The following is a 22,876-nucleotide window of genomic DNA, read 5'->3' as shown; positions in this document are numbered from 1 at the left end:
CTAATTATTTTCGAACTGGACATTTTTGCGAAGTATCGGGAGGCCAGACATGCACACCATCCTGCAGCCGGAAGGCTGGGCGAAACCCGTCGGCTATGCCAATGGCGTCGCCGCGCGGGGGCAACTCGTGTTTATCGGCGGCCAGGTCGGCTGGACCGGGCAATGCCGGTTCGAGACCGATGATTTCGTCGGCCAGGTGCGGCAGACGCTTGAGAACATCGTCGCCGTGCTGGCGGAGGCTGGCGGTGAGCCGCAGCATATCACCTCGATGACCTGGTATTTCACCGACAAGGCCGAGTATCTGGCCAATCTCAAGGGGATCGGCGAAGCCTATCGTGCGGTGATCGGCCGACACTTTCCGGCCATGGCCGCCATGCAGGTGATGGCGCTGGTCGAGAACCGCGCCAAGGTGGAGATCCAGGCGACCGCCGTTATCCCGGAATAGCCAATCTCCGGAATAACTGTCCGTGCAGAATGATTTATTCGCGAAGCCCCGCCTGCCTCAACAGGGGCAGCACGCGGTCGCAGAAATAGGGCAGTTCCTGCGTGTAGTTGACGAAGGACAGCGCAATCCCCTGGTAGCCGTGCCCGGCGATAGCGATCATGTCGGCGGCGATGGTTTCAGGCGTCCCGATCAGCGGGTAGGTGCCGGCGCCACCGGCGAAGCGCTGCCGGTAGCGGTCATAGGCATGCGTATCGTGCGACTGCGAGAATTCCTTCTTGCCGGCCATATGAGCGTCGACCGCGTCGTGGTCGGCCATATCAACGGCGTAGCGCGTGTAATAGGCTTGCGCCTCTTCCATCGTCGGGCGGCAGACGACATGGGCCACCGTGTAGACGCCGACATCGCGGCCCTGCTTGTCGGCGCGCTCACTTATGTCGGCGACGTGCTTGCCGGCGTCAGTCATTTCGGAAAAGGTCGTGAACAGATAGTCGCATTTGGCGGCGGCGAAATCCCGGCCCGGCCCGCCGAAGGCCGCGTTCATGGTCACCGGTCGCGGAACTTGCAGGCTTGCCGGGCGGCTCACGGCCTCCTTCAGATGGTAGTAGGTGCCGTCATGGTCGAGAGGCTCGTCCGAGGCGTAAAGTTTTTCCAGGATTTCGATCCATTCGGCTGCCTGGTCGTAGCCCTTGTCGACCAGAGGCGTGCCGAACATGCCGAATTCCTTAGGGTTCCAGCCGCAGACGATGTTGAGTCCGGCGCGGCCCTGGCTGATGTGATCGACCGTGGCCAATGCCTTGGCGACGTAAAGCGGATGCACGAGCGGCACATGCACGGTCATGAACAGGCCGATCTGTTCGGTGGCCATGCTGAGTGCCGCCGCCCAGGTGAAGGTCTCGAACGACCATTCGCGCACCTTGTTGCGACCGCCAAAACCGCGCCAGCGCGCGATCGGCAGCATGAATTCGAGCCCGGCGCGGTCGGCGATCCGGGCCGCCGTCAGATTGTCCGGCCAGCTCGCCGTCCAGCGTTCCGGTACATCGGTGATGGCAAGCCCGCCATCGGCATTGGTCGAAAAGACGCCGAGCTTCAACCTGTTCGGGCCATGCAGGGGATGGGCTTTGATCATGTCTGAAAACTCTCGGCGGGAGACGGCAGGCTACGGTTACGGGAAAATATTTCAAGCCTGAAATAGCTTCGCTCGACCGTCGTTTGCGGATATGGATTTGGGCAGGACCAGGAAAGGGATGGGCATGAGCGAATTCCGCCAGAAATGCATCGGCAAGAAGAACCTCATCGGCTCGTTCGCCGCCATACCGCATGCGGTTGCGGTGGAGGTGATGGCGCAGTCCGGTCTCGATTTCCTCTGCATCGACTGGGAGCACGCCCAGATATCGCGGGACACGATCGAAAACATGGTGCGGGCGGCAGACATCCATCGCGTGCCGGCCATGGTGCGCGTGCCCGGCCATCAGCCGGAAGCGATCGCCGCCGCACTCGACAGCGGCGCGCAGGGCGTTCTGATCCCGCGCATCTCGACCGCCGCCCAGGCCCAGGCGGCGGTGACGGCCTCTCGCTATCCGCCGCAAGGCGAGCGCGGCGTCGGGCCCGGTCGAGCCGCAGGTTATGGCTACCGCATCCCGGAATACCTCACTGAGGCCAATGCCAGGACCGTCGTCGCGGTGCAGGTCGAGACCGCCGAAGGGCTCGCCAACATCGAGGAGATCGCGGCCGTAGACGGCATCGATGTGATCTTCGTCGGCCCCGGAGATCTTTCTGTGTCGATCGACGCTATTGGCGCGAAAGGCACCGACAAACTCAACGCAGCGATCCGGACGATCATCGGCGCGGCGATCGCGCACGACAAGACCGCAGGCATATTTTGCGCCAGCCCGCAGCCGGTCGGCCAGTGGAGCGCCATCGGCGCCAGCTTCTTCATCCTGGCCAGCGACACGATGTTTCTCGGCGCCGGCGCTGCCGCCAACCATGCTGCCGCCCGCGCCGAACTGGAACGAGACGAACGCCGGTAGCTCGGCTTGAAGTGCATCGTCGTCCGTGGTACAGCGGAAAACTTTTTAAGCTTAAAACTTTTGCCTTGAAAAGTCCGGCACTTTGGATAAGCATTCAATATCGATCGTGGCTGCCGTGCCGGACGGGCTTGCCGGCAGCCCTGTCGATGCGTTCAGGGTGCGAGGTTCAGTCCTTGTCGTTCATGCTGCCCCAGTCGTCGTCTCTGGCCAGCGCGCGTTACGCTTTCGATGGCGTCCGCGCCCAAATCCGCGATCTGCACACCGAAAACATTGCCAACCTTGCCGTGCGCGCCCGCGAACTGGGCGACGTGATCGCGCTCTGGTATGGCGAAGGCGACATGGTGACGCCCGCCTTCATCCGCGACGCAGCCAAGGCGGCGTTCGATGAGGGCCTGACCTTTTACGTGCCCAACATGCGCGGTCACGGCCCGTTGAACGAAGCGCTGTCTGAGTACCAGACGCGCATCCACGGCCGGCCGATCCCCATCGCACGCACCACGGTCACGCCCGGCGGTATGCAGGCCCTGTTCCTGGCTCTGGATCTGCTCATCGATACCGGCACCAACGTCGTCTACGTCGCGCCGCAATGGCCTAACATCCACAACGCCATCCACCTGATCGGTGGCGAGCCGCGCCCATTTTCACTCGACTTGAAGGGCGACTGGCAGCTCGATCTCGACCGTCTGTTTGCGACCTGCGATGCGCGCACGCGCGCGATCTTCCTCTCGACGCCGTCAAACCCGACGGGCTGGACCGCGTCGCGCGAGGAGATGCAGGCCCTCCTCGACTTCAGCAGGCGCACCGGCATCTGGATCATCTCCGACGAGGTCTATAGCCGGCTCTATTTCGACGGCGACGTGGCGCCTTCGATCCTGCAGGTCGCCGAGGACGGCGACAGGGTGCTGTCGGTCAACAGTTTCTCGAAAGCCTGGGCGATGACCGGCTGGCGCGTCGGCTGGCTGACCCATCCCTCTGATGTGGCCGACCAGCTCGGCGCCATGACCCAGTACGTGAACAGCGGCACGGCAGCTCCGATCCAGGCCGGCGCCGTGGCGGCGATCCGCCAAGGCGAGCCGCTGGTCGAGGAGATCCGGCAGCGGATCAAGACCGGCCTCGACCTCGCCTATGACAGGCTGGCTGAGATCCCCGGCATCGTCCTGCCCAAAAAGCCGCGCGGCGGCATGTATGCGTTCTTCGCGATGGAAGGCGAAAGCGACGCCCGTCGCGCCTGCGCAAAAATCCTGGAGACGGCGCGCGTCGGGCTGGCACCCGGCCACCTGTTCGGAAGTTCGGCAACGGCCTTCCTGCGCATGTGCGTCTGCCGTGACCGCGACCAGATAGCGACCGCGCTCGATCGCATGGTCGCTGCCATGAATTGACGCCCTGCCGGAAACGGGGCGGCAAAAAACCGTGCGGGACCAACCCGTCCGTTCAACAACAGAGGGAACACCAATGAGCTTCACGCGTCGCAATCTGCTTCTTCTCGCAGCCGCCATCGGCATCGCCGCCGGCCCCGCCACCGCCTATGCCGCGGATGTGCTCAATGTCGGCGCCTATCCGACCAACCCGCCGTTCGAATACAAGAACGAGAGCGGCACTTTCGAGGGCTTTGAAGTCGATATCGTCAACGAAGCCGCAAAGCGCATCGGCATGACGACGGAAATCGCCGATCTCGGCTTCCAGGCACTGTTCGCCGCCACCACCTCGAAGCGCATCGACGTGGCGATTTCGTCGATCACCATCACGCCGGAACGCCTGAAGTCGCAGTCCTTCACCCAGCCCTATTATGATTCCGACATGGGCATCGCCACCAAGACCGACAGCCCGATCAAGGCCGAGGCCGACCTCAAGGGCAAGATCATCGGCGTGCTGTCCGGCTCGACCGGCGAAACCTGGGTCAAGGAGCACCAGGCGGCCGGCGGGTTCAGCGATGTGAAAGGTTATGACACGCAGCAGAACCTGCTGCTCGATCTCAGCGCCGGCCGCGTCGACGCCGCCGTCAGCGACATTCCCGGCATGGAATACTCCTTCACCAAGATGAAGGACCTCACCGTCAAGGAGCGCATCAAGACCGGCGAACAGTACGGCCTTATGATGACCAAGGACCATCCGCTGCTCGGCAAGCTGAACGACGCGCTGAGCGCGATGAAGAAGGACGGCACGATCGCCGCGATCCACAAGAAGTGGTTCGGCAGCGACGCACCGGCCGATTCCTCGACCGTCAAGGAAATGCCGCTGCCGAAGGCCTGACCGGCAGGTTTCGCTGCAATCGTGCCGGCTCTCCAGGCCGGCACGATTTCAATCGTGGCGCCGCGCCTGCTGCCGATCCGCAGAGGGCGCACAGCGCTTCTATTTCACACGCCAGCGCCAGCGGCTGCGCCGTCTTGCCCTCAGCGGGACGTATTGGTTTCAACTTGAGCATCCTTTGCTCTAGCGTCGCGGGACGCCAACCGTTTCGGGAATGCTCCCATGTCGCTGCTGGACACCTTCTTCAACGCCGACGTCATGATGTCGAGCCTGCCGGCGCTGCTGCGCGGCTTCCTGAATACGCTGCTGCTCGGCATCCTCAGCATCGGCATCGGCATCCCGATCGGGCTGGCGATCAGCCTGGTGCGGCTCTACGCACCGAAGCCGCTGCGGCTCTTGGCAGTCGGCTACATCGACATCTTCCGCGCGATGCCGGTGCTGGTCGTGCTCATCCTGATCTACTACGCGCTGCCGTTCCTCGGCATCCGCCTGTCGTCCTGGACATCCGCGGTGACGGCGTTCGCCATCATCATGGCGGCCTATTCGGCCGAGGTGTTCCGTTCCGGCATAGAAAGCATTCCGAGCGGCCAGTTCGAGGCGGCGCAAGCGCTCGGCCTGCCGTTCCTGCTGACCTTGCGCAAGGTCGTGCTGCCGCAGGCGATCCGCGTGGTCATTCCGCCGATGACCAGCAATTGCGTTTCGATGTTCAAGGACACGTCGCTCGCTTCCACCGTGGCGCTGCCGGAGCTGCTAAAGGAAGCGACCAACGCGCAGTCGCTCTACGCCAACCCCTCGCCGCTGATCGGCGCGGCACTGGTCTATCTCATCTTCCTTTGGCCGATGGTGCGCCTCGTCAGCCTGCTTGAACGCCGCTTCAAGACCGAGAAGACGCGCTGATTTCGGCTATCGATCCCCATCCGCAAAGCACTTCGCAGGAGACGACCTTGAACAAGCATCAAACCGCCAATGCGAACAGCGCCGCCGGCGCGTTTCCGGTCGAGGCCATCCGCGCGATGTTCCCCGCCTTGCAGCGGGCCGGCGACTTCATCTTCCTGGACAATGCCGCCGGCGCGCAGATTCCGCAGAGCGTGCTCGACGCGGTGACCAACCATCTGGTGGCGCACAATGTGCAGCGCGGTGGCCGCTATGGCCGCAGCGTCACTGTCGACCAGTCGGTCGCCGATGCGCGCGAAAGCGTGGCGTTGCTGATCAACGCCTACAGCCCATCCGAAATCTGCTTCGGCATGAACGCCACATCGTTCATCCGCCTGGTCAGCCTCGGCATCGGCCAGATGCTCGCCAAAGACACAGATGGAGGGCGCGACGAGATCGTCATCACCGACATGGACCACGACGCCAACATCGCCACATGGCTGGCGCTGGAATCCGCCGGCGCCAAGTTCAAATGGTGGCGCATGCGCGAGGATGGCAATCTGCATGTCGACGACCTCAAGCCGCTGGTGTCGGACCGCACTCGCCTCGTCGCCTGCACGGTGACGGCGCATTCGATCGGCTCGATCGTCGACGTCGCTTCCGTGGCGAAGATCGCGCACGCCGCCGGCGCCGAAGTGTTCCTCGACTGCGTGCATTACGGACCGCATGGGCTGATCGACGTACAGGCCTGGGATTGCGACTATCTGGTCTGCTCTGGCTACAAGAATTTCTCGCCGCATATGGGCTTCCTGTGGGGCCGCTTCGAGACGCTGAAGCGACTGCCGACATTCCGCGAGGATTTCATTCCCGACGAGCCGCCCTACAAGGTCGAGGCCGGCACTTTCATCTACGAGAATGTCTCCGGCATGGACGCCGCCGTGCGCTATCTGGAATCGATCGGCCGCAATCTGTTGCCCGAGAACAACCGGTCGCGGCGCGACAACATCGTCGCCGGCATGAACGCCATCCGCGACTACGAACTGGTGCTGGCGCGCGAGATGTTCGCCGTGCTCAAGAACTGCAATGCCACGATCTACGGCGTCGCCGACGAGGCCCGCATCCATGAGCGCGTGCCGACCTTCTGCTTCAACATCGGCACGCTGTCGCCGCAGCGGATCGTCGAGGAGATGGCCGAGATGCAGATCGGCATCCGCGATGGCCACATGTATGCGCCGCGGCTGATGAAGCGCCTCAACCTCTCGATGGACAGCGGCGCCATCCGCGCCTCGCTGGTGCACTACAATACGGTGGATGAAGTGCGCCGCTTCGGCGAAGCGCTGCGCACGATCATCGCCAAGCTGTCGTGATCTCTTTGAAAATTGCCCTGATGCGCCTTGGCCGCGTCAGGCAGCCTTCTTCTTCGCCAGCCTGGCTTTGATCGAGGCGACGTCGGCGCGCGGCGTCGCGGCGAACAGCGTCTTTGTGTAGCTGTGCTTAGGGTCGGCAAAGACCTCGTCGCGCGAGCCGTATTCAACCGCCTCGCCGAAATACATCACCATCACATCGTCGGCGATGTAGCGCACCACCGAAAGGTCGTGGCTGATGAAGACATAGGTGAGCTGGAACTCGTCCTGCAGGTCGGCGAGCAAATTGAGCACCTGCGCCTGGACCGACAGGTCGAGGGCCGAGACCGGCTCGTCCAGCACCAAGAGGCTGGGGTTCAGCATCAGCGCGCGGGCAATGGCGATGCGCTGGCGCTGGCCACCCGAGAACATGTGCGGGTAGCGGTTGTAGTGCTCGGTGCCGAGGCCGACCTTCTTCAGCATCTTCATCGCAAGGTCGCGGCGTTCCTCGGGCGGCTTGTCGGTGTTGATCAGCAGCGGCTCGCCCAGCACGTCGCCGATCTTCTGGCGCGGATTGAGGGAGCCGTAGGGGTTCTGGAAGACGATCTGCACCTTGCGGCGCATCTCCTTCGTCAGCCCGTCCCTGGCGATGTCGACCTTGTTGCCGTCGATGAACAGCTCTCCGGAAGTCGCTGGATCGATCAGCGTGATGATGCGGGCGAGTGTGGACTTGCCGCAGCCGCTCTCGCCGACGATGGCGAGCGTCTTGCCCTTGTCGACGCTGAAGGAAACGCCCTTGACCGCATGTACCGTGCGTGCACCGCGGAACAGCCCGCCGCCGACATGGTAGTCGCGCCTGATGTCCTTGCCCTCGAGGACCCTGACGCTCATTGGGCGGCTCCTGCTGCAGAGGGTGCCGGTTCGAACAGCATGTCGGATACGGTCGGCAGCCGATCGCCGACGGCGTTCTCCGGCAGCGCCGCCAGCAGCGCGCGGGTGTAATTGCTCTTCGGCGATTCAAACAGCGACAGCACGTCGGCCTCTTCCATCTTGCGGCCCTTGTACTGGACGATGACACGGTCGGCGGTCTCGGCCACGACGCCCATATTGTGGGTAATCATGATCAGGCCCATGCCGTATTTGGCCTGCAGCGAGACAAGCAGGTCAAGGATCTGCTTCTGGATGGTGACGTCAAGGGCTGTCGTCGGCTCGTCGGCGATCAGCAGCTTCGGATTGCAGGCAATGGCGATGGCGATCATGACGCGCTGGCACTGGCCGCCCGACATCTGGTGCGGAAAGGAGTCCAGCCGTTCCGCCGGGTCGGCAATGCCAACCTGCTTCAACAACTCGATGGCGCGGGCACGACGCTGGGCTTTGTCCATGCCCATATGGAAGCGCAGCACCTCCTCGATCTGGAAACCGATGGTGAAGCAGGGATTGAGGCTGGCCATCGGCTCCTGGAAGATCATCGACATGTCCTTGCCGACGATCTTGCGCCGCTCGGCAGAGCTCAATTTCAGGAGATCGCGTCCGGCAAAGCTCATCTTGTCAGCCGTAACCGTAGCCGTCCACGGCAAGAGGCCCATGACCGCCAGCATCGACACCGACTTGCCGGAGCCGGATTCGCCGACGATGGCCAGCACTTCGCGCTCTTCGACGTGAAGCGAAACGCCGTCGACCGCGCGGAAAGAACCGGAAGCGGTCTGGAACTCGACAACGAGATTCTGGATGTCGAGCAATGCCATCACGACCTCCTGAGCTTCGGATCGAGCGCGTCGCGCAGGCCGTCACCGACCAGATTGATGGCGAGCACGGTGATGAGGATGGCGAGGCCCGGGAAGGTCACCACCCACCAGGCGCGCAGGATGAATTCACGCGCCGAGGCGAGCATGGTTCCCCATTCGGGAGTCGGCGGCTGGGCACCTAGCCCGAGGAAGCCGAGGGCTGCCGCCTCGAGAATGGCGTTCGAGAAGGACAGCGTGCCCTGGACGATCAGCGGCGCCAGGCAATTCGGCAGGATGGTGCGAAGCATCAGCCTGAGATGTCCAGCACCCGCAACCTTCGCGGCCACGACATATTCGCGGCTTTTCTCCGCCATGACGGCGGCGCGTACCAGCCGGGCGAAATGCGGCTGCAGCACGAGCGAGATCGCCAGCATCGCATTGAACAGGCCAGGCCCGAGAATGGTGACCAGCACAAGCGCGAGCAGCAGCGACGGAAAGGCGAGGATCAGGTCCATCACGCGCATGATCGCGACGTCGACCCAGCCGCGGAAGTAGCCGGCAAGCAGGCCGAGTGTGATGCCGCCGAACAGCGACAGCGTGACCACGACCGCACCGATGAGCAGCGAGAAGCGGGCGCCATAGAGCAGGCGCGAGAGCATGTCGCGACCGACCGCGTCGGTGCCGAGCAGATACTGGGCGCTGCCACCGGCCTGCCATGCCGGAGGTCTCAAGAACGCGGTCTTGTCCTGAACATCCGGCGCATAGGGCGCCAGCACCGGTGCAAGCACTGCCGCCAACACCAATAGGATGAAGACGAACAGGCCGATGACGGCGCCGCGGTTCACCGAGAAATAGTGCCAGAAGGTCCTGAACCCCAACAAGCGGTCAGGGCTGGCGACGAGTGGCGTGATTTCGGTCGACTGGCTCATCATGCCGCCCGTATGCGCGGGTTGATGACGGCATAGAGCACGTCGACGATCAGGTTCACGGCCATGACGATGAGCGCGATCAAAAGCAGCCCTGACTGCACGACGACATAGTCGCGCTTGAAGATCGAATCGACCATCCACTTGCCGATGCCCGGCCAGGCGAAAATGGTTTCGGTGAGGATGGCGCCGGCAAGCAGCGTGCCGACCTGCAGGCCGATGGTGGTGACCACCGGGATCAGCGCATTGCGCAAGGCATGCACGCCGATGACACGGGCAGACGAAAGGCCCTTGGCGCGCGCGGTCCGCACATAGTCCTCACCCAGCACCTCGAGCATCGCCGAACGCGTCTGGCGGGCGATCACTGCCAGCGGGATGGTGCCGAGCACGATGGCGGGCAGGACCAGATGGCTCAACGCCGAGCGGAAGGCGTCCCACTTGCCATAGATCAGGGTGTCGATGGTCATGAAGCCGGTGATCGGCTTGAAGAAGAACTGCAGGCCGATGCGGCCCGAAACCGGGGTCCAGCCGAGGTAGCCGGAGAAGAAGATGATCAGCAGCAGGCCCCACCAGAAGATCGGCATGGAATAGCCGACGAGCGCCGTGCCCATCAATGACTGATCGAACCATGAGCCGCGCTTGACCGCAGCGACGATGCCGGCGGGAATGCCTAGCACCATGGCGAAGATCATGGCGAAGAACGACAGTTCCATCGTCGCCGGAAAGAGGGTCTTGAATTCTTCCATGACCGGGCGCTTGGACGAGATCGAGACGCCGAAATCACCGGTCGCGACCTCGCCGACATAGCGCGCATATTGCTGCCAGATCGGCAGATTGTAGCCGAACTGTTCCTTGAGCTGTTCGTAGCGCGCCGGCGCCACGCCGTGCTCGCCGGCCATGGCAAGTATGGGATCGCCGGGCAGCAGCCTGACGAAAGCGAAGGCACAGATGGTGATGCCGATGAGTGTCGGGATCACCAATGCGATTTTGTTGAGGAGATATCGGAGCATCTTGAAAAGGGGGCGGCGCTTGATCGCGCGCCGCCCGCCTAACAGTTCTATTCGGCCTTGTCGACGCCGTCGAAGCGATGAATGCCGAGCGGGTCCATCATGAAACCGCTGACGTTCTTGCGCACGACTGCGTAGACTTGGCTGTGTGCCATAAGGAAGGCAGGAGCCTGCTTCTGGAAGACGACCTGCGCCTGCTCATAGAGCTTGGTGCGCTCGCCCTGGTCGCTGGTCTTCTTGGCCTTCTGGATCAGGTCCTCGAAGTCCTTGTCGCACCAGCTCGAGTAGTTCGACACGCCGATGGCGGAGCAAGCGAACAGCGTGGCGAAGAAGTTGTCCGGATCGCCATTGTCGCCGGTCCAGCCGATCTGGAACGCGCCGGGGCGGTCCTTCTTCTTGCCTTCCTCACGATATTTCGTCCACTCGTAGTTGACGATCTCCGCCTTGACGCCGACCTTGGCCCAGTCGGCCTGGATCAGTTCGGCGGCACGCTGGAAGTTCGGGTTATAAGGACGAACGCGATCGGAAGCCCAGAGCTGGATTTCCTTGAGCCCGGCATCGGCCAGCACTTTCTTGGCCGCTTCCGGATCATAGGAATCGAACTTCACGCTCTTGTCCCACGACCACATGGTCGGCGGGATCAAATTGTCGGCCGGCGTGGCGCCGGCGTCCTGGAACAGCGACTTGATCAGAGCTTCCCGGTCGATCGCCTGGTTAAGCGCGTGGCGAACCTCAGGCTTGTCGAGTGGCGGGACGGTGGTGTTGTAGCTCATGTAGCCGATGTTCAGGCCGGCCTGATCCATCAGGGTCACGTCCTGGTTGGCCTTGATCGTGCCGATGTCGGCAGGATTCGGATAGGGTGCGATGTCGCATTCGCCGGCAAGCACCTTCTGGATGCGGGCGGTCGCGTCGGGCGTGATGGCGAAGACGAGATCGTCGATCTTTTCCTTGCCCTTGAAGTAGTCCGGATGGGCCGCATAGCGGATGACCGAATCCAGCTGGTAGTCGACGAACTGGAACGGACCGGTGCCGATCGGCTTGGTCGAGAAATCGGCCATCTTGCCGGATTTCTCCAGCTGCTCGGCATACTCCTTCGACGCGATCGAGGCGAAGTCCATGCCGAGATTGGCAAGCATCGGCGCGTTCGGCTCGGTCAGCGTCAGCTTGACGGTCAGGTCATCGACCTTTTCCCACTTGGCGACGTATTTCGGCATGTCCATGCCGGTGTAATAGTCCCAGGTCAGGTTCGGCAGGTACTTCTCGCCGTTCCAGGGGTTTTCCTTGTTGAACTGGCGATCGAAGGAGAAGACGACGTCGTCGGCATTGAGGTCACGCGTCGGCTTGAAATAGTCGGTGGTCTGGAACTTCACGCCCGGATGCAGGTGGAAGGTATAGACCAGGCCGTCGTCGGAGATTTCCCACTTGTCGGCGAGACCGGGCTCGATCTCGGTGCCGCCATGCTTGAACTCGACCAGACGCGAATAGACCGTGCGCGACGAGGCGTCGAAATCGTTGCCGCCCGTTGTGGTACCCGGGTCGAAGTTGGCCGGCGATGCCTCCGAGCAATAAACCAGCGTCTTGGCATTGGCCACGCCGCCGAGGACGCTTGCAGCCAGCAACGCGGCTGCAAAAGTCAGTTTCTTTTTCATTGAGCACTCCCTGATGTTCTTCCAAGCCCCTCTATCAGGCTCGCGAAGCGCGCATATAAGCACCGTTTTCCCGGCTTTGGAACTCCCCGTTTGCCTACCCCACCGTAACCAGAAAGTGTTTCTCGGTTTTTGCGCAATTTCAGAAAAAAATAGCAAAACCTACCAATCACGGGATTGTTAACGACTGCATTTTTTTATTGATTGCCGATGCGGCGATTACAATGAACCACAGGCTTCGCTTCGCCACCGGCGTGACAGGAGGCTAGGGCTCGAGAGGGCCAGCGCCGGAAAGATTTCGACGGCAAATCTTTCCCGTTCTGCCGCAAGGGCAAGACTTGCACGGTCGCCGATAGTCGCAATACATAGGCGGCATGCTGGATTTCTTGGGGAATCCGCAACGCTGCGGCGGAGGACGTTTCTGTCATTCAGAGGCGACGCGGCACGAAGGAAAGATCGAGGGAGGCAACAGGTGGCAAAAGCAGCAAAGACAACGGCTCCGGAGAAGGCAAAAGCCAAGGCCGCTTCAAAGCCGGCCGCCGGCTCCGGCAAGGCGAAAGCGCCAGCCGCCAAGGCCGCCGCGCCGGCCAAGCCGAAGGCGGCAGTTGCACCGGCAAAGGCAGGCGCAAAGCCCGCGACCAAAGCCGCGGCTGCAAAGACAGCCAAGCCGAACGCCAAGACAGCGGCGGCGGCCAAGCCCGCTTCGGCAAATCCCGCGTCGAAGCCGGCATCGAGCCCGGCCAAGCGACTGCCGAAGGCGTTGACAGCACTTGCCGCCGGCCTGCCGCAAAAGCCATGGCTCGCCAGCTACCCGAAAGGCGTTCCGGCCGAGATCGGGCCTCTACCCTATAGTTCCATCGGCGACTTGCTGATCGGCGCCTGCAAGCAGTTTGCCGGCCAGCCGGCATTCGTATGCATGGGCAAGTCTATCACCTATGCCGAACTCGAGCGGCAGTCGACCGCCTTCGGCGCCTACCTGCAATCGACAGGGCTGCAGAAAGGCGCACGCGTGGCGCTGATGATGCCGAACGTGCTGCAGTATCCGGTAGCGATGATGGCCATCTTACGCGCCGGCTATACGGTGGTGAACATCAATCCGCTCTACACGCCGCGCGAGCTGGAGCATCAGCTCAAGGACTCCGGGGCGCAGGCCATCGTCATCCTCGAAAATTTCGCCAATACGCTGCAGGCGGTGATCGCCAGGACGGCGGTCAAGCATGTCGTTATCGCCGCAATGGGCGACATGCTCGGCGCTCTCAAGGGGACGATCGTCAACCTCGTCGTGCGCCGGGTGAAGAAAATGGTGCCGGCATGGTCGCTGCCCGGCCATGTCAAGTTCAACGCGGCGCTCAAGGCCGGCGCCGGCGTCGCCTTCAAGCCGGCCAAGGTGGCGGCCGACGATATCGCCTTCCTGCAATATACAGGCGGCACCACCGGCGTCTCGAAGGGCGCGACGCTGCTGCACTCCAACGTGCTCGCCAATGTCGCGCAGAACGCGCTCTGGCTCGAGGACGCCTATACGGTTAGGCCGCGACCGGCGCATCCCAACTTCGTCTGTGCGCTGCCGCTCTACCATATCTTCGCGCTGACGGTGAACGCGCTGATGGGCATGCAGCAAGGCGCCCAGAACGTGCTCATTCCCAACCCGCGCGACATCCCCGGCTTCGTCAAGGAACTGCAGAAATACCCGATCCACATTTTCCCGGGCCTCAACACGCTGTTCAATGCGCTGCTCAACAATGAGGACTTCCGCAAGCTCGATTTCAAGCCGCTCGTGCTGACGCTAGGCGGCGGCATGGCGGTGCAGAAGGGCGTCGCCGAGCGCTGGAAGGCGCTGACCGGCTGTCCGGTCAGCGAGGGTTACGGATTGTCGGAAACCTCGCCAGTGGCGACCGCCAACAAGTTCAGCGCAGGCGACTTCACCGGCACGATCGGCCTGCCGCTGCCCTCGACCGAGATCGCCATCCGCGACGACGACGGCAACAATGTGCCGCTCGGCGAAGTCGGCGAGATCTGCATCAAGGGTCCGCAGGTGATGGCCGGCTACTGGAACCGGCCGGACGAGACCGCCAAGGTTATGACCAAGGACGGTTTCTTCAAGTCGGGCGACATGGGCTTCATGGACGAGCGTGGCTACACCAAGATCGTCGACCGCAAGAAGGACATGATCCTGGTGTCCGGCTTCAACGTCTATCCGAACGAGCTGGAAGAGGTCGTGGCCCAGCACCCGGGCGTGCTCGAAGTGGCGGCGATCGGCGTGCCGGACGAGCATTCGGGCGAAGTGCCGAAACTGTTCGTGGTCAGGAAGGACCCGGCACTGACCATCGAAACCCTGACTGCCTATTGCCGCGAGAACCTGACCGGCTACAAGCGGCCGAAATACATCGAGTTCCGCACCGAGCTGCCGAAGACGCCCGTGGGCAAGATCCTGCGGCGAGCATTGCGGGACCAGGCGCGATCTTGAACGACGCCACCGGCACCGACGGGATAGCGGATAGTCGACGTCCCGACCCGGCGACGTTCATCAAGGCGAACATGCGCCTTGAGCCTGTTCCGGCGCTTCCCGAAATCCGGCTCTATACGGCCCATCCCGGCAGCGGCCTGAGACGGCTGCTCGACCCGGACGGGAACGATGTCGAAGCGGACGAAGCCGCCGATATCGAGCAGGCCGAGCCTCTGCCGCCCTACTGGGCCTATGCCTGGGCCGGCGGCGCGGTGCTTGCACGCTACATACTCGACCGGCCGCAGACGGTGGCGGGGCGGCGCGTACTCGACCTCGGCGCCGGTTCGGGCCTTGTCGGCATCGCCGCGGCGAAGGCCGGCGCCAGCACGGTGATCGCGGCCGAGATCGACCGCAACGGTGTTGCCGCGATCGGCCTCAACGCGGCGGCGAACGGCGTTGCTATTACCTTAATCAGTGAAGACATCACCACCGGCCCGCCACCGGCGGTCGATCTCGTTCTTGCCGGCGACGTGTTTTACGGCCGTGAGGTAGCGCTGCGGGTTACCCCGTTTCTCGACCACTGCCTGGCAGCCGGCATCGAGGTGCTGGTCGGCGATCCCCGTCGCGCCGACCTGCCGCTGTCGCGGCTGCGGTTGCTCGCCGAATACCAGGTGCCGGATTTCGGCGACGCGAAGGGAGCTGCGACCAAGTCGAGCGGCGTGTTTTCCTTCGAGGCGGAAGATCGCTAGCGCTGAGTTCAAAACCCAATCACTCTGAATGAGCGGGTTCGACCCATTGCGGACATTAGCGGGCCAGTGCACATTTGGCTGATGCATATTGTGGGACGCATCCTCGTGCCCCTGTTGGCCGCAGCACCTGTTCTGGGCGCTTGTACAATGCCTACCATTGCGGGAATGGCCCCGCCTTCCGTCCAAGCGTCATCAAACACCCAAAATGATCGGCATTACCGCCACCGGGCCGCAAGCCGACCTGGACCGGTTGCAGGCCCTCACGACGAAGAGCGGCTTTCCGAGCAAGCAAATGGACTCGCCGGAAGGATGGGAACTCTTTGTCGTATTTCCGCCCGGCAGTGACGCCTCTGCCGTTGCAGCCTTTCTTGATCGGTTGCGCGGCAGCGAGTTTTCATCACTTCGGTTTGGGTCCGTTGAGGTGCCTGTGAAGCCGTAACCCCCAGGCCCTGCCGGTCAGACCGTCTCCTTGACCCGCGCCGAAAGAAAGCCGGGCAGGTCGGCAACCGAATCCAGGACGACGTCGGCGATCGACGACAGCGATTCACGCGTGCCGGTGCCGGAGAGCACCCCGACCGCCAGCCCGCAACCGCCGGCCCGCGCCATTTCGAGGTCGTGGCGGTTGTCGCCGACCATGGCGATCTCGGCCGGCCTGAGCCCCGTCAGGTCGCAAAAGGCGAGGATCGTATCCGGCGCCGGTTTCGGCCTTGCCACAGAGTCGTAGCCATAGGCGGCGTCGAACAGCTGCGCGACGCCGAGCGTCACCAGCGTCTTTTCGGCGCCGCTGGTCGAATCGTTGGTGGCGACGCCGAGCCTGTAGGATCTCTTGTGAAGCGCCCTCAGCGAATCGACGATTCCGGGCAGCTCCACCGCCATGGCCGAGCCCTGGACCGAGGTGATCTCGTTGAAGCGAGCGACGGCAAGCATCTGGTCCTCATCGGACAGGCGCGGGAACCACAGTTCGACGACATCCATGTTCGAGCCGGAAGCGAAGATCGAATCCGGCTTGAAGCGCTTGTTGACGAAATCGAAGCCCGCAGCGGCCAGCAGCCTGTCGGCCTTCCAGCGATCGCCTTCGGCGGCATCCATGGCCATGAAATCGGCAATGCCGAGCCATGTCGCGTTGAAGTCGACAAGCGTGCCGTCCTTGTCGAACAATATGCCCTTGATATCCGCCAAACTTTTCACTCCTGGCCGCGCAAGCGGTGAATGTGTTCCACCAGTCCGGCAGTCGAGGCGTCCCGCTTTGCGGCATTCTCCTTGCCTTCCACGACAGGCAGCAGGCCGGTCGCAAGTTCCTTACCGAGCTCGACGCCCCACTGGTCGAACGAATTGATGTCGAACAGCGTGCCTTCGACGAAGACGCGATGCTCGTAGAGCGCGATCAGCCGCCCGAACGTATGCGGGTCGAGCTTCCTGTAGAGGATGGTCACCGAGGGACGATCGCCTGAGAAGACACGGTGCGGCGCGATCTTGTCGACATCGGCCGGCTTCATGCCCTTGGCCAGCATCTGCGCGCGCGCTTCCTCCAGCGTGCGGCCCTTCATGAGGGCTTCCGATTGCGCCAGGCAGTTGGCGAGCAGCAGGTCGTGGTGATGCTTGAGATCGGGTTCGTGGCCGACGGCGGCGGCGAGGAATTCGACCGGGATGACGTCGGTGCCCTGATGCAGCAACTGGAAGAAGGCGTGCTGGCCATTGGTGCCGGGCTCGCCCCAGACCAGGGGGCCGGTCGGCGTGGTGACCGCGCTACCATCAAGGGTCACGCCTTTGCCGTTCGATTCCATGTCGAGTTGCTGCAGATAGGCCGGCAGCCTGGACAGGCGCTGGTCGTAGGGGATGACAGCGCGCGCCGGATATTTGCAGATGACGCGGTGCCACCAGCCGATCAGCCCCATCAGCGCCGGCAGGTTCTTTTGCAGCGGCGCGGTGCGGAAGTGTTCGTCCATCTCATGTGCGCCGTCGAGAAAGGCGCGGAAATTCTTCGGGCCGATGGCGATCATCACCGGTAGGCCGATGGCGCTCCAGACCGAGTAGCGGCCGCCGACCCAATCCCAGAAGCCGAAGACGCGGTCGGCCTCGATGCCGAACTTCGCCACCAGGTCGAGTGCGGTCGAGACGGCGGCGAAATGCTTGCCGACGGCTTCCTTGCCGAGTGCCTTCTGCACCCACTTCCTGGCCGTCTCGGCATTGGTCATCGTCTCGACCGTGGTGAAGGTCTTGGAGGCGATGATGAACAGCGTGGTTTCGGCGGACAAGCCCTTCAGTGTGTCGTGGATATGGGCGCCGTCGATGTTGGAGACATAATGCGCGCGCGGCCCGTCGTGATAGGGCGCCAGCGCCAGGGTCGCCATGGCCGGGCCGAGATCGGAACCGCCAATGCCAATGTTGACGATGTCGGTGATCCTCTTGCCGGTGGCGCCGGCCGCCTTGCCGGAGCGCACGGCGTCGGCAAAGGCGCCCATCGCGTCGAGGACGGCGAGGACTTCCGTCTTCACATCTTGCCCGTCGAGCACCACGCCCTTGCCGCTGAGGTTGCGCAGCGCCGTATGCAGCACGGCGCGGCCCTCGGTGACGTTGATCTTCTGGCCGGAGAACATCGCAGCGCGGCGGCCCTCGAGATCGGCGGCCCCGGCCAATTTCTCCAGCAGGTCCATCGTCTTCGCGTCGACCGCGCATTTCGACCAGTCGAGCAACAGGTCGCCGTCGGTGGCGGAGAATGTCTCGAAGCGCTTAGGATCGGCGGCGAAAGCTTCGCGCATGCTGGCGGACGCGGCTGTGCGATGATCGCGCAACGCGGCGAACTGTTTTTGAAAGGACGATTGATCCACTGCAAACTCCGAGACCTGAGCCATCATTAAGGACCGGATGTTTCCGGCGCGTGTCGTCGCGACAATGTATTGAGCCGAATTCCATCCGGTTCAATGCGCGGCGGTGACGCAGTGCAGCATCAAAATCACGTGAAGGATCACTGGCATAAATCCCAGCGATCAGAAAAATTGATTGGCGCAACCCCTTGTGCCACGGTTACGTTCGGCTGGTCCAGCCAAGCGAAAAAGGCTGGCCATCGAGGAACATTTCCCATGCCACAGCGTAACGACACGGCCATATGGTCCGGCCTGTTCCGGATTTCTGCGGAATCCGGGCAGACCCTGCAGGCGCAGATCCGTCAGGCGATCGTCGCCGCCATCCTCGACCGACAGATTGCCGCTTCGATGCCGCTTCCGTCCTGCCGCATCCTGGCCGAAAAACTCGGCGTCGCCCGCGGCACGGTGGTGCTGGCTTTCCAGCAACTGGTCGACCAGGGATTCCTGGTGGCGCGCGAACGGCGCGGCCATTTCGTCAACCCGGATGTGCTGGCGACGCCGGCCAAGCCGCACCAGAAGGCGCCCGACCAGGCCAACGAGATCGACTGGAAGGCGCGCCGGCAGATCGCCGCCAGCGACATGCCGCCGCCGGCCAAGCACGACAACTGGATCAAGTCGTCCTACCCCTTCGTCTACGGCCAGTTCGACCCGGCACTGTTCCCGACCGCCGAATGGCGCGAGTGCAACCGCATGGCGCTGGCCGTACTCGAGATCCGCAACTGGGCCTCCGACATGGTCGACCGCGACGATCCGCTGCTGATCGAGCAGATCCAGGCCCGGCTGTTGCCGCGGCGCGGCATCTTCGCCAATCCGGACGAGATCATCGTGACGCTGGGCGCCCAGAACGCGCTCTACATGCTGGCTACGCTGCTGATGACCAAAGGCTCGAAGGTGGCGATGGAAGATCCCGGCTACCCGGACGCCCGCTCGATCTTCCGGCTGGCGGGCGCCGACATCCAGCCGGTCCCGGTCGACCAGTCCGGCATCGTCACCTCGTCCATCCCCAACGATTCCGGCTTTGTCTTCGTGACGCCCAGCCACCATTGCCCAACCATGGTGCCGCTGTCGGCCGAGCGGCGGCAGGACCTTCTGGCGCGCGCCAACCGCCACAACCAGATCATCATCGAGGACGGCTATGACAGCCAGCTTCTCGACGAAGCACCGCAGCAGGCGCTGAAGAGCCTCGATCGCTCAGGCCGCGTCGTCTATGTCGGCTCGATGTCGAAGACGCTGGCTCCTGGTCTGCGGCTTGGCTACATCGTGGCGTCGGCCGGGCTGATCGCCGAGCTTCGCGCGCTGCGCCGCTTCATGCTCCGGCACCCGCCGGCGAACAACCAGCGCGCCGTCGCGCTGTTCCTCTCGCTCGGCCATCACGAGGCGCTGGTGCGGCGGCTATCCTCCGCCTTCGACGAGCGGCGCAAGCGTCTGGTCCATGCGATTTCCGCCTTCCTGCCGGAATGGCGCTCGACCGACTCGGCCGGCGGCACGTCGCTCTGGCTCGAAGGGCCGCGCGGGACCGATTCGCGCGGCCTGGCCGAGGCGGCCGCCTCGCGCAGCGTCATCATCGAACCCGGCGACCGCTTCTTCGACAGGACCGAAAAGCCGTCGCGTTTCATGCGCTTGGGCATTTCCTCGATCGCGCTGCAGCACATCGAGCCCGGCATTCGGGAACTCGCGACGGCGGCAGGCCGCAGGCCGGCGGCAGCCTGACAGGCCGCTCGGAGCCAATTCACAGCGGGGCCGGAAACGGCCCCGTTTTCTTTTAGCGCCCTGGCATATGCGACGGAACCCTCTGGCTCATAGGCTGTGCCAATGCCGGCGGCATAGTCGAGCTATAAAGGGGACGAAGCAGGCCGATGGTGGACCAACCACCGCCTCCTGCTTTGCAGCTAAAGGTGGAGTGCCTCCATGTCAGTGGCTCTTGAGAAGCAGGAAGCGTCGAGCGACCAGCGTTCGCGGCGCTCAGGCGGGCGCGAAGCGCGTCGCGCCATGCGGGCGGCACCGCTCGCCGACGACATCAGGCCGGTGCGCGCCGGCCTCGAGGGCGGCAGTTATGGACCGCTCAGCGAGAACGATCGCGAGCGCATCCACGAGGCGGTGCTGACGCTGCTGGAGACGGTCGGCTTCGCCAACGCCATTCCCTCCTGCATCGAAGCGCTGACCAAGGCTGGCGCCACTTACGGCGATGATGGGCGCATCCGCTTCCCGCGCGCGCTGGTACTGGACACGATCAAGAAGGCGGCGCGGCATTTCACGCTGCACGGCCAGGACCCGAAGCACGACATGCTGATCAAGGGCAAGCGCGTGCACTACGGAACGGCGGGTGCTGCCGTGCACCTGGTCGATGTCGAGAAGCGCGAATACCGCGAGTCGCTTTTGCAGGACATCTATGACGCCGCCCGCATCGTCGAAGGGCTCGACAACATCCACTTCTTCCAGCGGCCGATGGTGCCGCGCGACATTCCCGATCCGCTCGATATGGACTTCAACACGCTCTACGCCTGCGTGATGGGAACGTCCAAGCATGTCGGCACCTCATTCACGGTGCGCGAGAACGTGCAGCCGGCGCTCGAGATGCTCTACGCGATCGCCGGTGGCGAGGAGAATTTCCGCGCCCGGCCATTCGTGTCGAACTCGAACTGTTTCGTCGTGCCGCCGATGAAGTTCGCCGAGGACGCCTGCGGCGTGCTCGAAGCCTGCGTCGAAGGCGGCATCCCGATCCTGCTTTTGTCGGCCGGCCAGGCCGGTGCCACGGCGCCGGCGGCGATCGCAGGTGCGGTGGTGCAAGCGGTGGCCGAGGTGCTTGCCGGCCTCGTCTATGTCAACGCCATTAAGCCCGGCCACCCGGCGATCTTCGGCACCTGGCCGTTCGTCTCCGATCTCCGGACCGGCGCCATGTCGGGCGGCTCCGCCGAGCAGGCGGTGCTGACCGCGGCCTGCGCGCAGATGGCGCAATTCTACGACCTGCCGGGCGGCTCGGCCGCCGGCATGACGGATTCGAAACTGCCCGACATCCAGTCTGGGTACGAAAAAGGCATCACCGACGTGATGGCCGGTCTGGCCGGACTCAACCTCGTCTACGAATCGGCCGGCATGCATGCCTCGTTGCTCGGCTTCTGCCTGGAAAGCCTGATCATCGACAATGACATGCTGGGCCACTGCCTGCGCTGCGTGCGCGGTATCGAGGTGACCGATGAGGCGCTGTCGATCGATACCATCGCCGATGTCTGTCTGAAGGGGCCGGGCCATTATCTCGGCAACGAGCAGACACTCAGGCTGATGCAGACAGAGTATTTCTATCCAGCCGTCGGCGATCGCTTCTCGCCGAAGGAGTGGAACGAAAAGGGCCGACCCGACATATTGCAGCGGGCGATCATCGAGAAGAAACGCGTGCTTGCCGAGCGCTTCCCGCGCCACGTGCCGAAGCTGGTCGACGACAAACTGCGCGCCCGCTTCGGCGAGATGATCAAGCTGCCGCGCGGCGGCATGGGCGGTTGAGGCGCCTGTCTCGGAAACCGGTCAGTCGGCGCTCAGCCCGTAATGCTCGACCACTTCGGCGCTGATCAGCTTGGCATGCAGCGCCATCAGCACGATCTGCGCATCGAAGCTGTCGCCGGCTTCGAGGGCCGCCTCGATCCGGCGTTCCGCATCCAGCCGCCGCTCGGTGCCATTGGCCTGCTCGAATGTCTGCGGCCCGGCGATGCAGTAGGCGAAAAGCTGCGCCATGGATCGATAAGCGTCTGACGGCGGCTCGTCGGGCCAGTGGTCTTTCATCAGATTGACGATGGTGAGCTTCACGCCCTCCGGAACAAGGGCTGGATGAAGGTCTGCACCGCGCAGCGCCGCGTCGAGCTCCCTGAGGTCCCCCGAACGGCCGAACATTCCAAGGAAACCAAGGGAAGAGCGCCGTTTCGTCATGATGATCCTGTTCCGCTTTCAAACAATATGGGCACCGCGCGCCGCTATTGCACATGGCGGCGGATTGCCAGGAGCGATCGGGAGCCTATCTGGCGTAGCTGCAAACATGAGTCTGGCTTCGCCGGCCATCGACGGGACAGTGCATTCTGCGAGGAGAACCCATGAAGAAGACCTATCACGGCAGCTGCCATTGCGGCGCGGTGCATTTCGAGGCCGATCTCGACCTCGCCGAGGGCATCCGCAAATGCAACTGCAGCTTCTGCTGGAAGCTCGGCTACAGGAAATCCTTCACGGCCTTCGAGGCGCTGCGCGTAACGGATGGCCGCGACCGGATGCGGGAATACAAGGCGAGCCCATCCAACTGGCCGGAAGGCGACATCAACCATTATATGTGCCCGAACTGCGGCGCGAATTTCTTCTCCCGCGGCTACCTCGATTTCATGGGCGGCAATTTCTGGGCGGTGAATGTCGCTTGCCTCGACGACGTCCCCGAGGAGGAACTCGCCGCCGCACCGATCATCTACGAGGACGGCAAACGCGACCGGCAGGACCAACCGCCCGAGATCACCGGATATTTGTGAGCGGTCCCGGACCAAACCAGGAAGGCCGTCGTCAGGCGTGGGTCAGGTGTAAAAAGGGCGGCTTGATCAGATCAGATCAAGCC

At 63.3% G+C, this 22,876-nt stretch carries 21 protein-coding genes; 12 read left to right on the top strand and 9 right to left on the bottom strand.

Annotation, left to right across the window (positions count from 1 at the left end; translation table 11 throughout):
- The first annotated feature begins 49 nt into the window (after positions 1-49).
- Complete coding sequence (locus ACFX5Q_RS02805; protein WP_404275179.1) at positions 50-445, top strand: RidA family protein; 396 nt, start codon at positions 50-52, stop codon at positions 443-445.
- 34 nt (positions 446-479) lie between these two features.
- Here ACFX5Q_RS02805 and ACFX5Q_RS02800 read toward each other — a convergent pair whose 3' ends face one another.
- Complete coding sequence (locus tag ACFX5Q_RS02800; RefSeq protein WP_404275177.1) at positions 480-1,571, bottom strand: LLM class flavin-dependent oxidoreductase; 1,092 nt, start codon at positions 1,569-1,571, stop codon at positions 480-482.
- A gap of 124 nt (positions 1,572-1,695) precedes the next feature.
- Here ACFX5Q_RS02800 and ACFX5Q_RS02795 point away from each other — a divergent pair, with 124 nt between their 5' ends.
- The 5 genes from ACFX5Q_RS02795 to ACFX5Q_RS02775 all read left to right on the top strand — a co-directional run bounded on the left by ACFX5Q_RS02795 (position 1,696) and on the right by ACFX5Q_RS02775 (position 6,959).
- Positions 1,696-2,472, top strand: coding sequence for an HpcH/HpaI aldolase/citrate lyase family protein (locus ACFX5Q_RS02795; protein WP_404275176.1), 777 nt, complete (start codon positions 1,696-1,698; stop codon positions 2,470-2,472).
- Positions 2,473-2,654: 182 nt separating this feature from the next.
- Positions 2,655-3,851: a pyridoxal phosphate-dependent aminotransferase gene (locus tag ACFX5Q_RS02790; RefSeq protein WP_404275368.1), complete on the top strand. Its 1,197-nt coding sequence runs from the start codon at positions 2,655-2,657 to the stop codon at positions 3,849-3,851.
- Positions 3,852-3,924: 73 nt separating this feature from the next.
- Positions 3,925-4,722, top strand: coding sequence for an ABC transporter substrate-binding protein (locus tag ACFX5Q_RS02785; protein ID WP_006202867.1), 798 nt, complete (start codon positions 3,925-3,927; stop codon positions 4,720-4,722).
- 219 nt (positions 4,723-4,941) lie between these two features.
- Entirely contained in the window at positions 4,942-5,616 is a 675-nt protein-coding gene (locus tag ACFX5Q_RS02780; protein ID WP_006202866.1) for an amino acid ABC transporter permease, read from the top strand.
- Positions 5,617-5,663: 47 nt separating this feature from the next.
- Positions 5,664-6,959 (top strand): cysteine desulfurase-like protein, encoded by a 1,296-nt coding sequence (locus tag ACFX5Q_RS02775; protein WP_404275174.1) that lies wholly within the window; start codon positions 5,664-5,666, stop codon positions 6,957-6,959.
- 36 nt (positions 6,960-6,995) lie between these two features.
- Here ACFX5Q_RS02775 and ACFX5Q_RS02770 read toward each other — a convergent pair whose 3' ends face one another.
- Genes ACFX5Q_RS02770 through ACFX5Q_RS02750 form a run of 5 tightly spaced genes read right to left on the bottom strand, consistent with a single transcriptional unit; the run spans position 6,996 to position 12,241 of the window.
- Positions 6,996-7,826 carry a dipeptide ABC transporter ATP-binding protein gene (locus tag ACFX5Q_RS02770; RefSeq protein WP_404275173.1) on the bottom strand — a complete coding sequence of 277 codons (831 nt, stop codon included), beginning with the start codon at positions 7,824-7,826 and terminating at the stop codon, positions 6,996-6,998.
- Positions 7,823-8,680, bottom strand: coding sequence for an ABC transporter ATP-binding protein (locus ACFX5Q_RS02765; RefSeq protein WP_404275172.1), 858 nt, complete (start codon positions 8,678-8,680; stop codon positions 7,823-7,825). The genes ACFX5Q_RS02770 and ACFX5Q_RS02765 overlap by 4 nt, the downstream gene beginning before the upstream one ends.
- The gene (locus ACFX5Q_RS02760; RefSeq protein WP_404275171.1) at positions 8,680-9,588 is read right to left on the bottom strand and encodes an ABC transporter permease subunit; all 909 of its coding nucleotides are present in this window, start codon (positions 9,586-9,588) and stop codon (positions 8,680-8,682) included. The genes ACFX5Q_RS02765 and ACFX5Q_RS02760 overlap by 1 nt, the downstream gene beginning before the upstream one ends.
- A complete protein-coding gene (locus ACFX5Q_RS02755) occupies positions 9,588-10,595 on the bottom strand; it encodes an ABC transporter permease subunit (protein WP_192178072.1) in 1,008 nt (335 codons plus the stop codon). Before ACFX5Q_RS02755 ends, ACFX5Q_RS02760 begins: the two co-directional genes overlap by 1 nt.
- Positions 10,596-10,642: 47 nt before the next feature.
- Positions 10,643-12,241, bottom strand: coding sequence for an ABC transporter substrate-binding protein (locus tag ACFX5Q_RS02750; RefSeq protein ID WP_404275169.1), 1,599 nt, complete (start codon positions 12,239-12,241; stop codon positions 10,643-10,645).
- A gap of 469 nt (positions 12,242-12,710) precedes the next feature.
- On the opposite strand from ACFX5Q_RS02750, the gene ACFX5Q_RS02745 reads away from it, so the two are divergent.
- From ACFX5Q_RS02745 to ACFX5Q_RS02735, 3 genes are all read left to right on the top strand, one after another.
- Positions 12,711-14,702 (top strand): long-chain fatty acid--CoA ligase, encoded by a 1,992-nt coding sequence (locus ACFX5Q_RS02745; protein WP_404275168.1) that lies wholly within the window; start codon positions 12,711-12,713, stop codon positions 14,700-14,702.
- Positions 14,699-15,430: a class I SAM-dependent methyltransferase gene (locus ACFX5Q_RS02740; RefSeq protein ID WP_404275167.1), complete on the top strand. Its 732-nt coding sequence runs from the start codon at positions 14,699-14,701 to the stop codon at positions 15,428-15,430. Before ACFX5Q_RS02745 ends, ACFX5Q_RS02740 begins: the two co-directional genes overlap by 4 nt.
- Positions 15,431-15,635: 205 nt before the next feature.
- Positions 15,636-15,869: a hypothetical protein gene (locus ACFX5Q_RS02735; RefSeq protein WP_404275165.1), complete on the top strand. Its 234-nt coding sequence runs from the start codon at positions 15,636-15,638 to the stop codon at positions 15,867-15,869.
- A gap of 17 nt (positions 15,870-15,886) precedes the next feature.
- On the opposite strand, the gene ACFX5Q_RS02730 is transcribed toward ACFX5Q_RS02735, so the two are convergent.
- Together ACFX5Q_RS02730 and pgi are read right to left on the bottom strand one after the other, a co-directional pair.
- Positions 15,887-16,609: an HAD family hydrolase gene (locus ACFX5Q_RS02730; RefSeq protein ID WP_120012245.1), complete on the bottom strand. Its 723-nt coding sequence runs from the start codon at positions 16,607-16,609 to the stop codon at positions 15,887-15,889.
- Positions 16,610-16,614: 5 nt separating this feature from the next.
- Positions 16,615-18,258, bottom strand: a complete 1,644-nt coding sequence (gene pgi, locus ACFX5Q_RS02725) for a glucose-6-phosphate isomerase (protein ID WP_404275164.1) — start codon at positions 18,256-18,258, stop codon at positions 16,615-16,617.
- A 252-nt stretch (positions 18,259-18,510) separates the two neighbouring features.
- Between pgi and ACFX5Q_RS02720 the strand changes: the two genes are divergently transcribed.
- Positions 18,511-20,004 (top strand): PLP-dependent aminotransferase family protein, encoded by a 1,494-nt coding sequence (locus tag ACFX5Q_RS02720; RefSeq protein ID WP_404275162.1) that lies wholly within the window; start codon positions 18,511-18,513, stop codon positions 20,002-20,004.
- Positions 20,005-20,202: 198 nt separating this feature from the next.
- Entirely contained in the window at positions 20,203-21,792 is a 1,590-nt protein-coding gene (locus ACFX5Q_RS02715) for a trimethylamine methyltransferase family protein (RefSeq protein ID WP_404275160.1), read from the top strand.
- Between the two features lie 21 nt (positions 21,793-21,813).
- On the opposite strand, the gene ACFX5Q_RS02710 is transcribed toward ACFX5Q_RS02715, so the two are convergent.
- Entirely contained in the window at positions 21,814-22,212 is a 399-nt protein-coding gene (locus ACFX5Q_RS02710) for a hypothetical protein (protein ID WP_404275158.1), read from the bottom strand.
- Positions 22,213-22,373: 161 nt separating this feature from the next.
- Here ACFX5Q_RS02710 and ACFX5Q_RS02705 point away from each other — a divergent pair, with 161 nt between their 5' ends.
- Entirely contained in the window at positions 22,374-22,793 is a 420-nt protein-coding gene (locus tag ACFX5Q_RS02705; RefSeq protein WP_404275156.1) for a GFA family protein, read from the top strand.
- Positions 22,794-22,876 lie beyond the last annotated feature (83 nt).

The sequence above is a fragment of the Mesorhizobium sp. IMUNJ 23033 genome (assembly GCF_044778005.1).
GTDB lineage: Bacteria > Pseudomonadota > Alphaproteobacteria > Rhizobiales > Rhizobiaceae > Mesorhizobium > Mesorhizobium amorphae_A.
The sequence above is the reverse complement of the archived record's forward strand: the minus strand, read 5'-3'. Positions and strand labels throughout refer to the sequence as shown.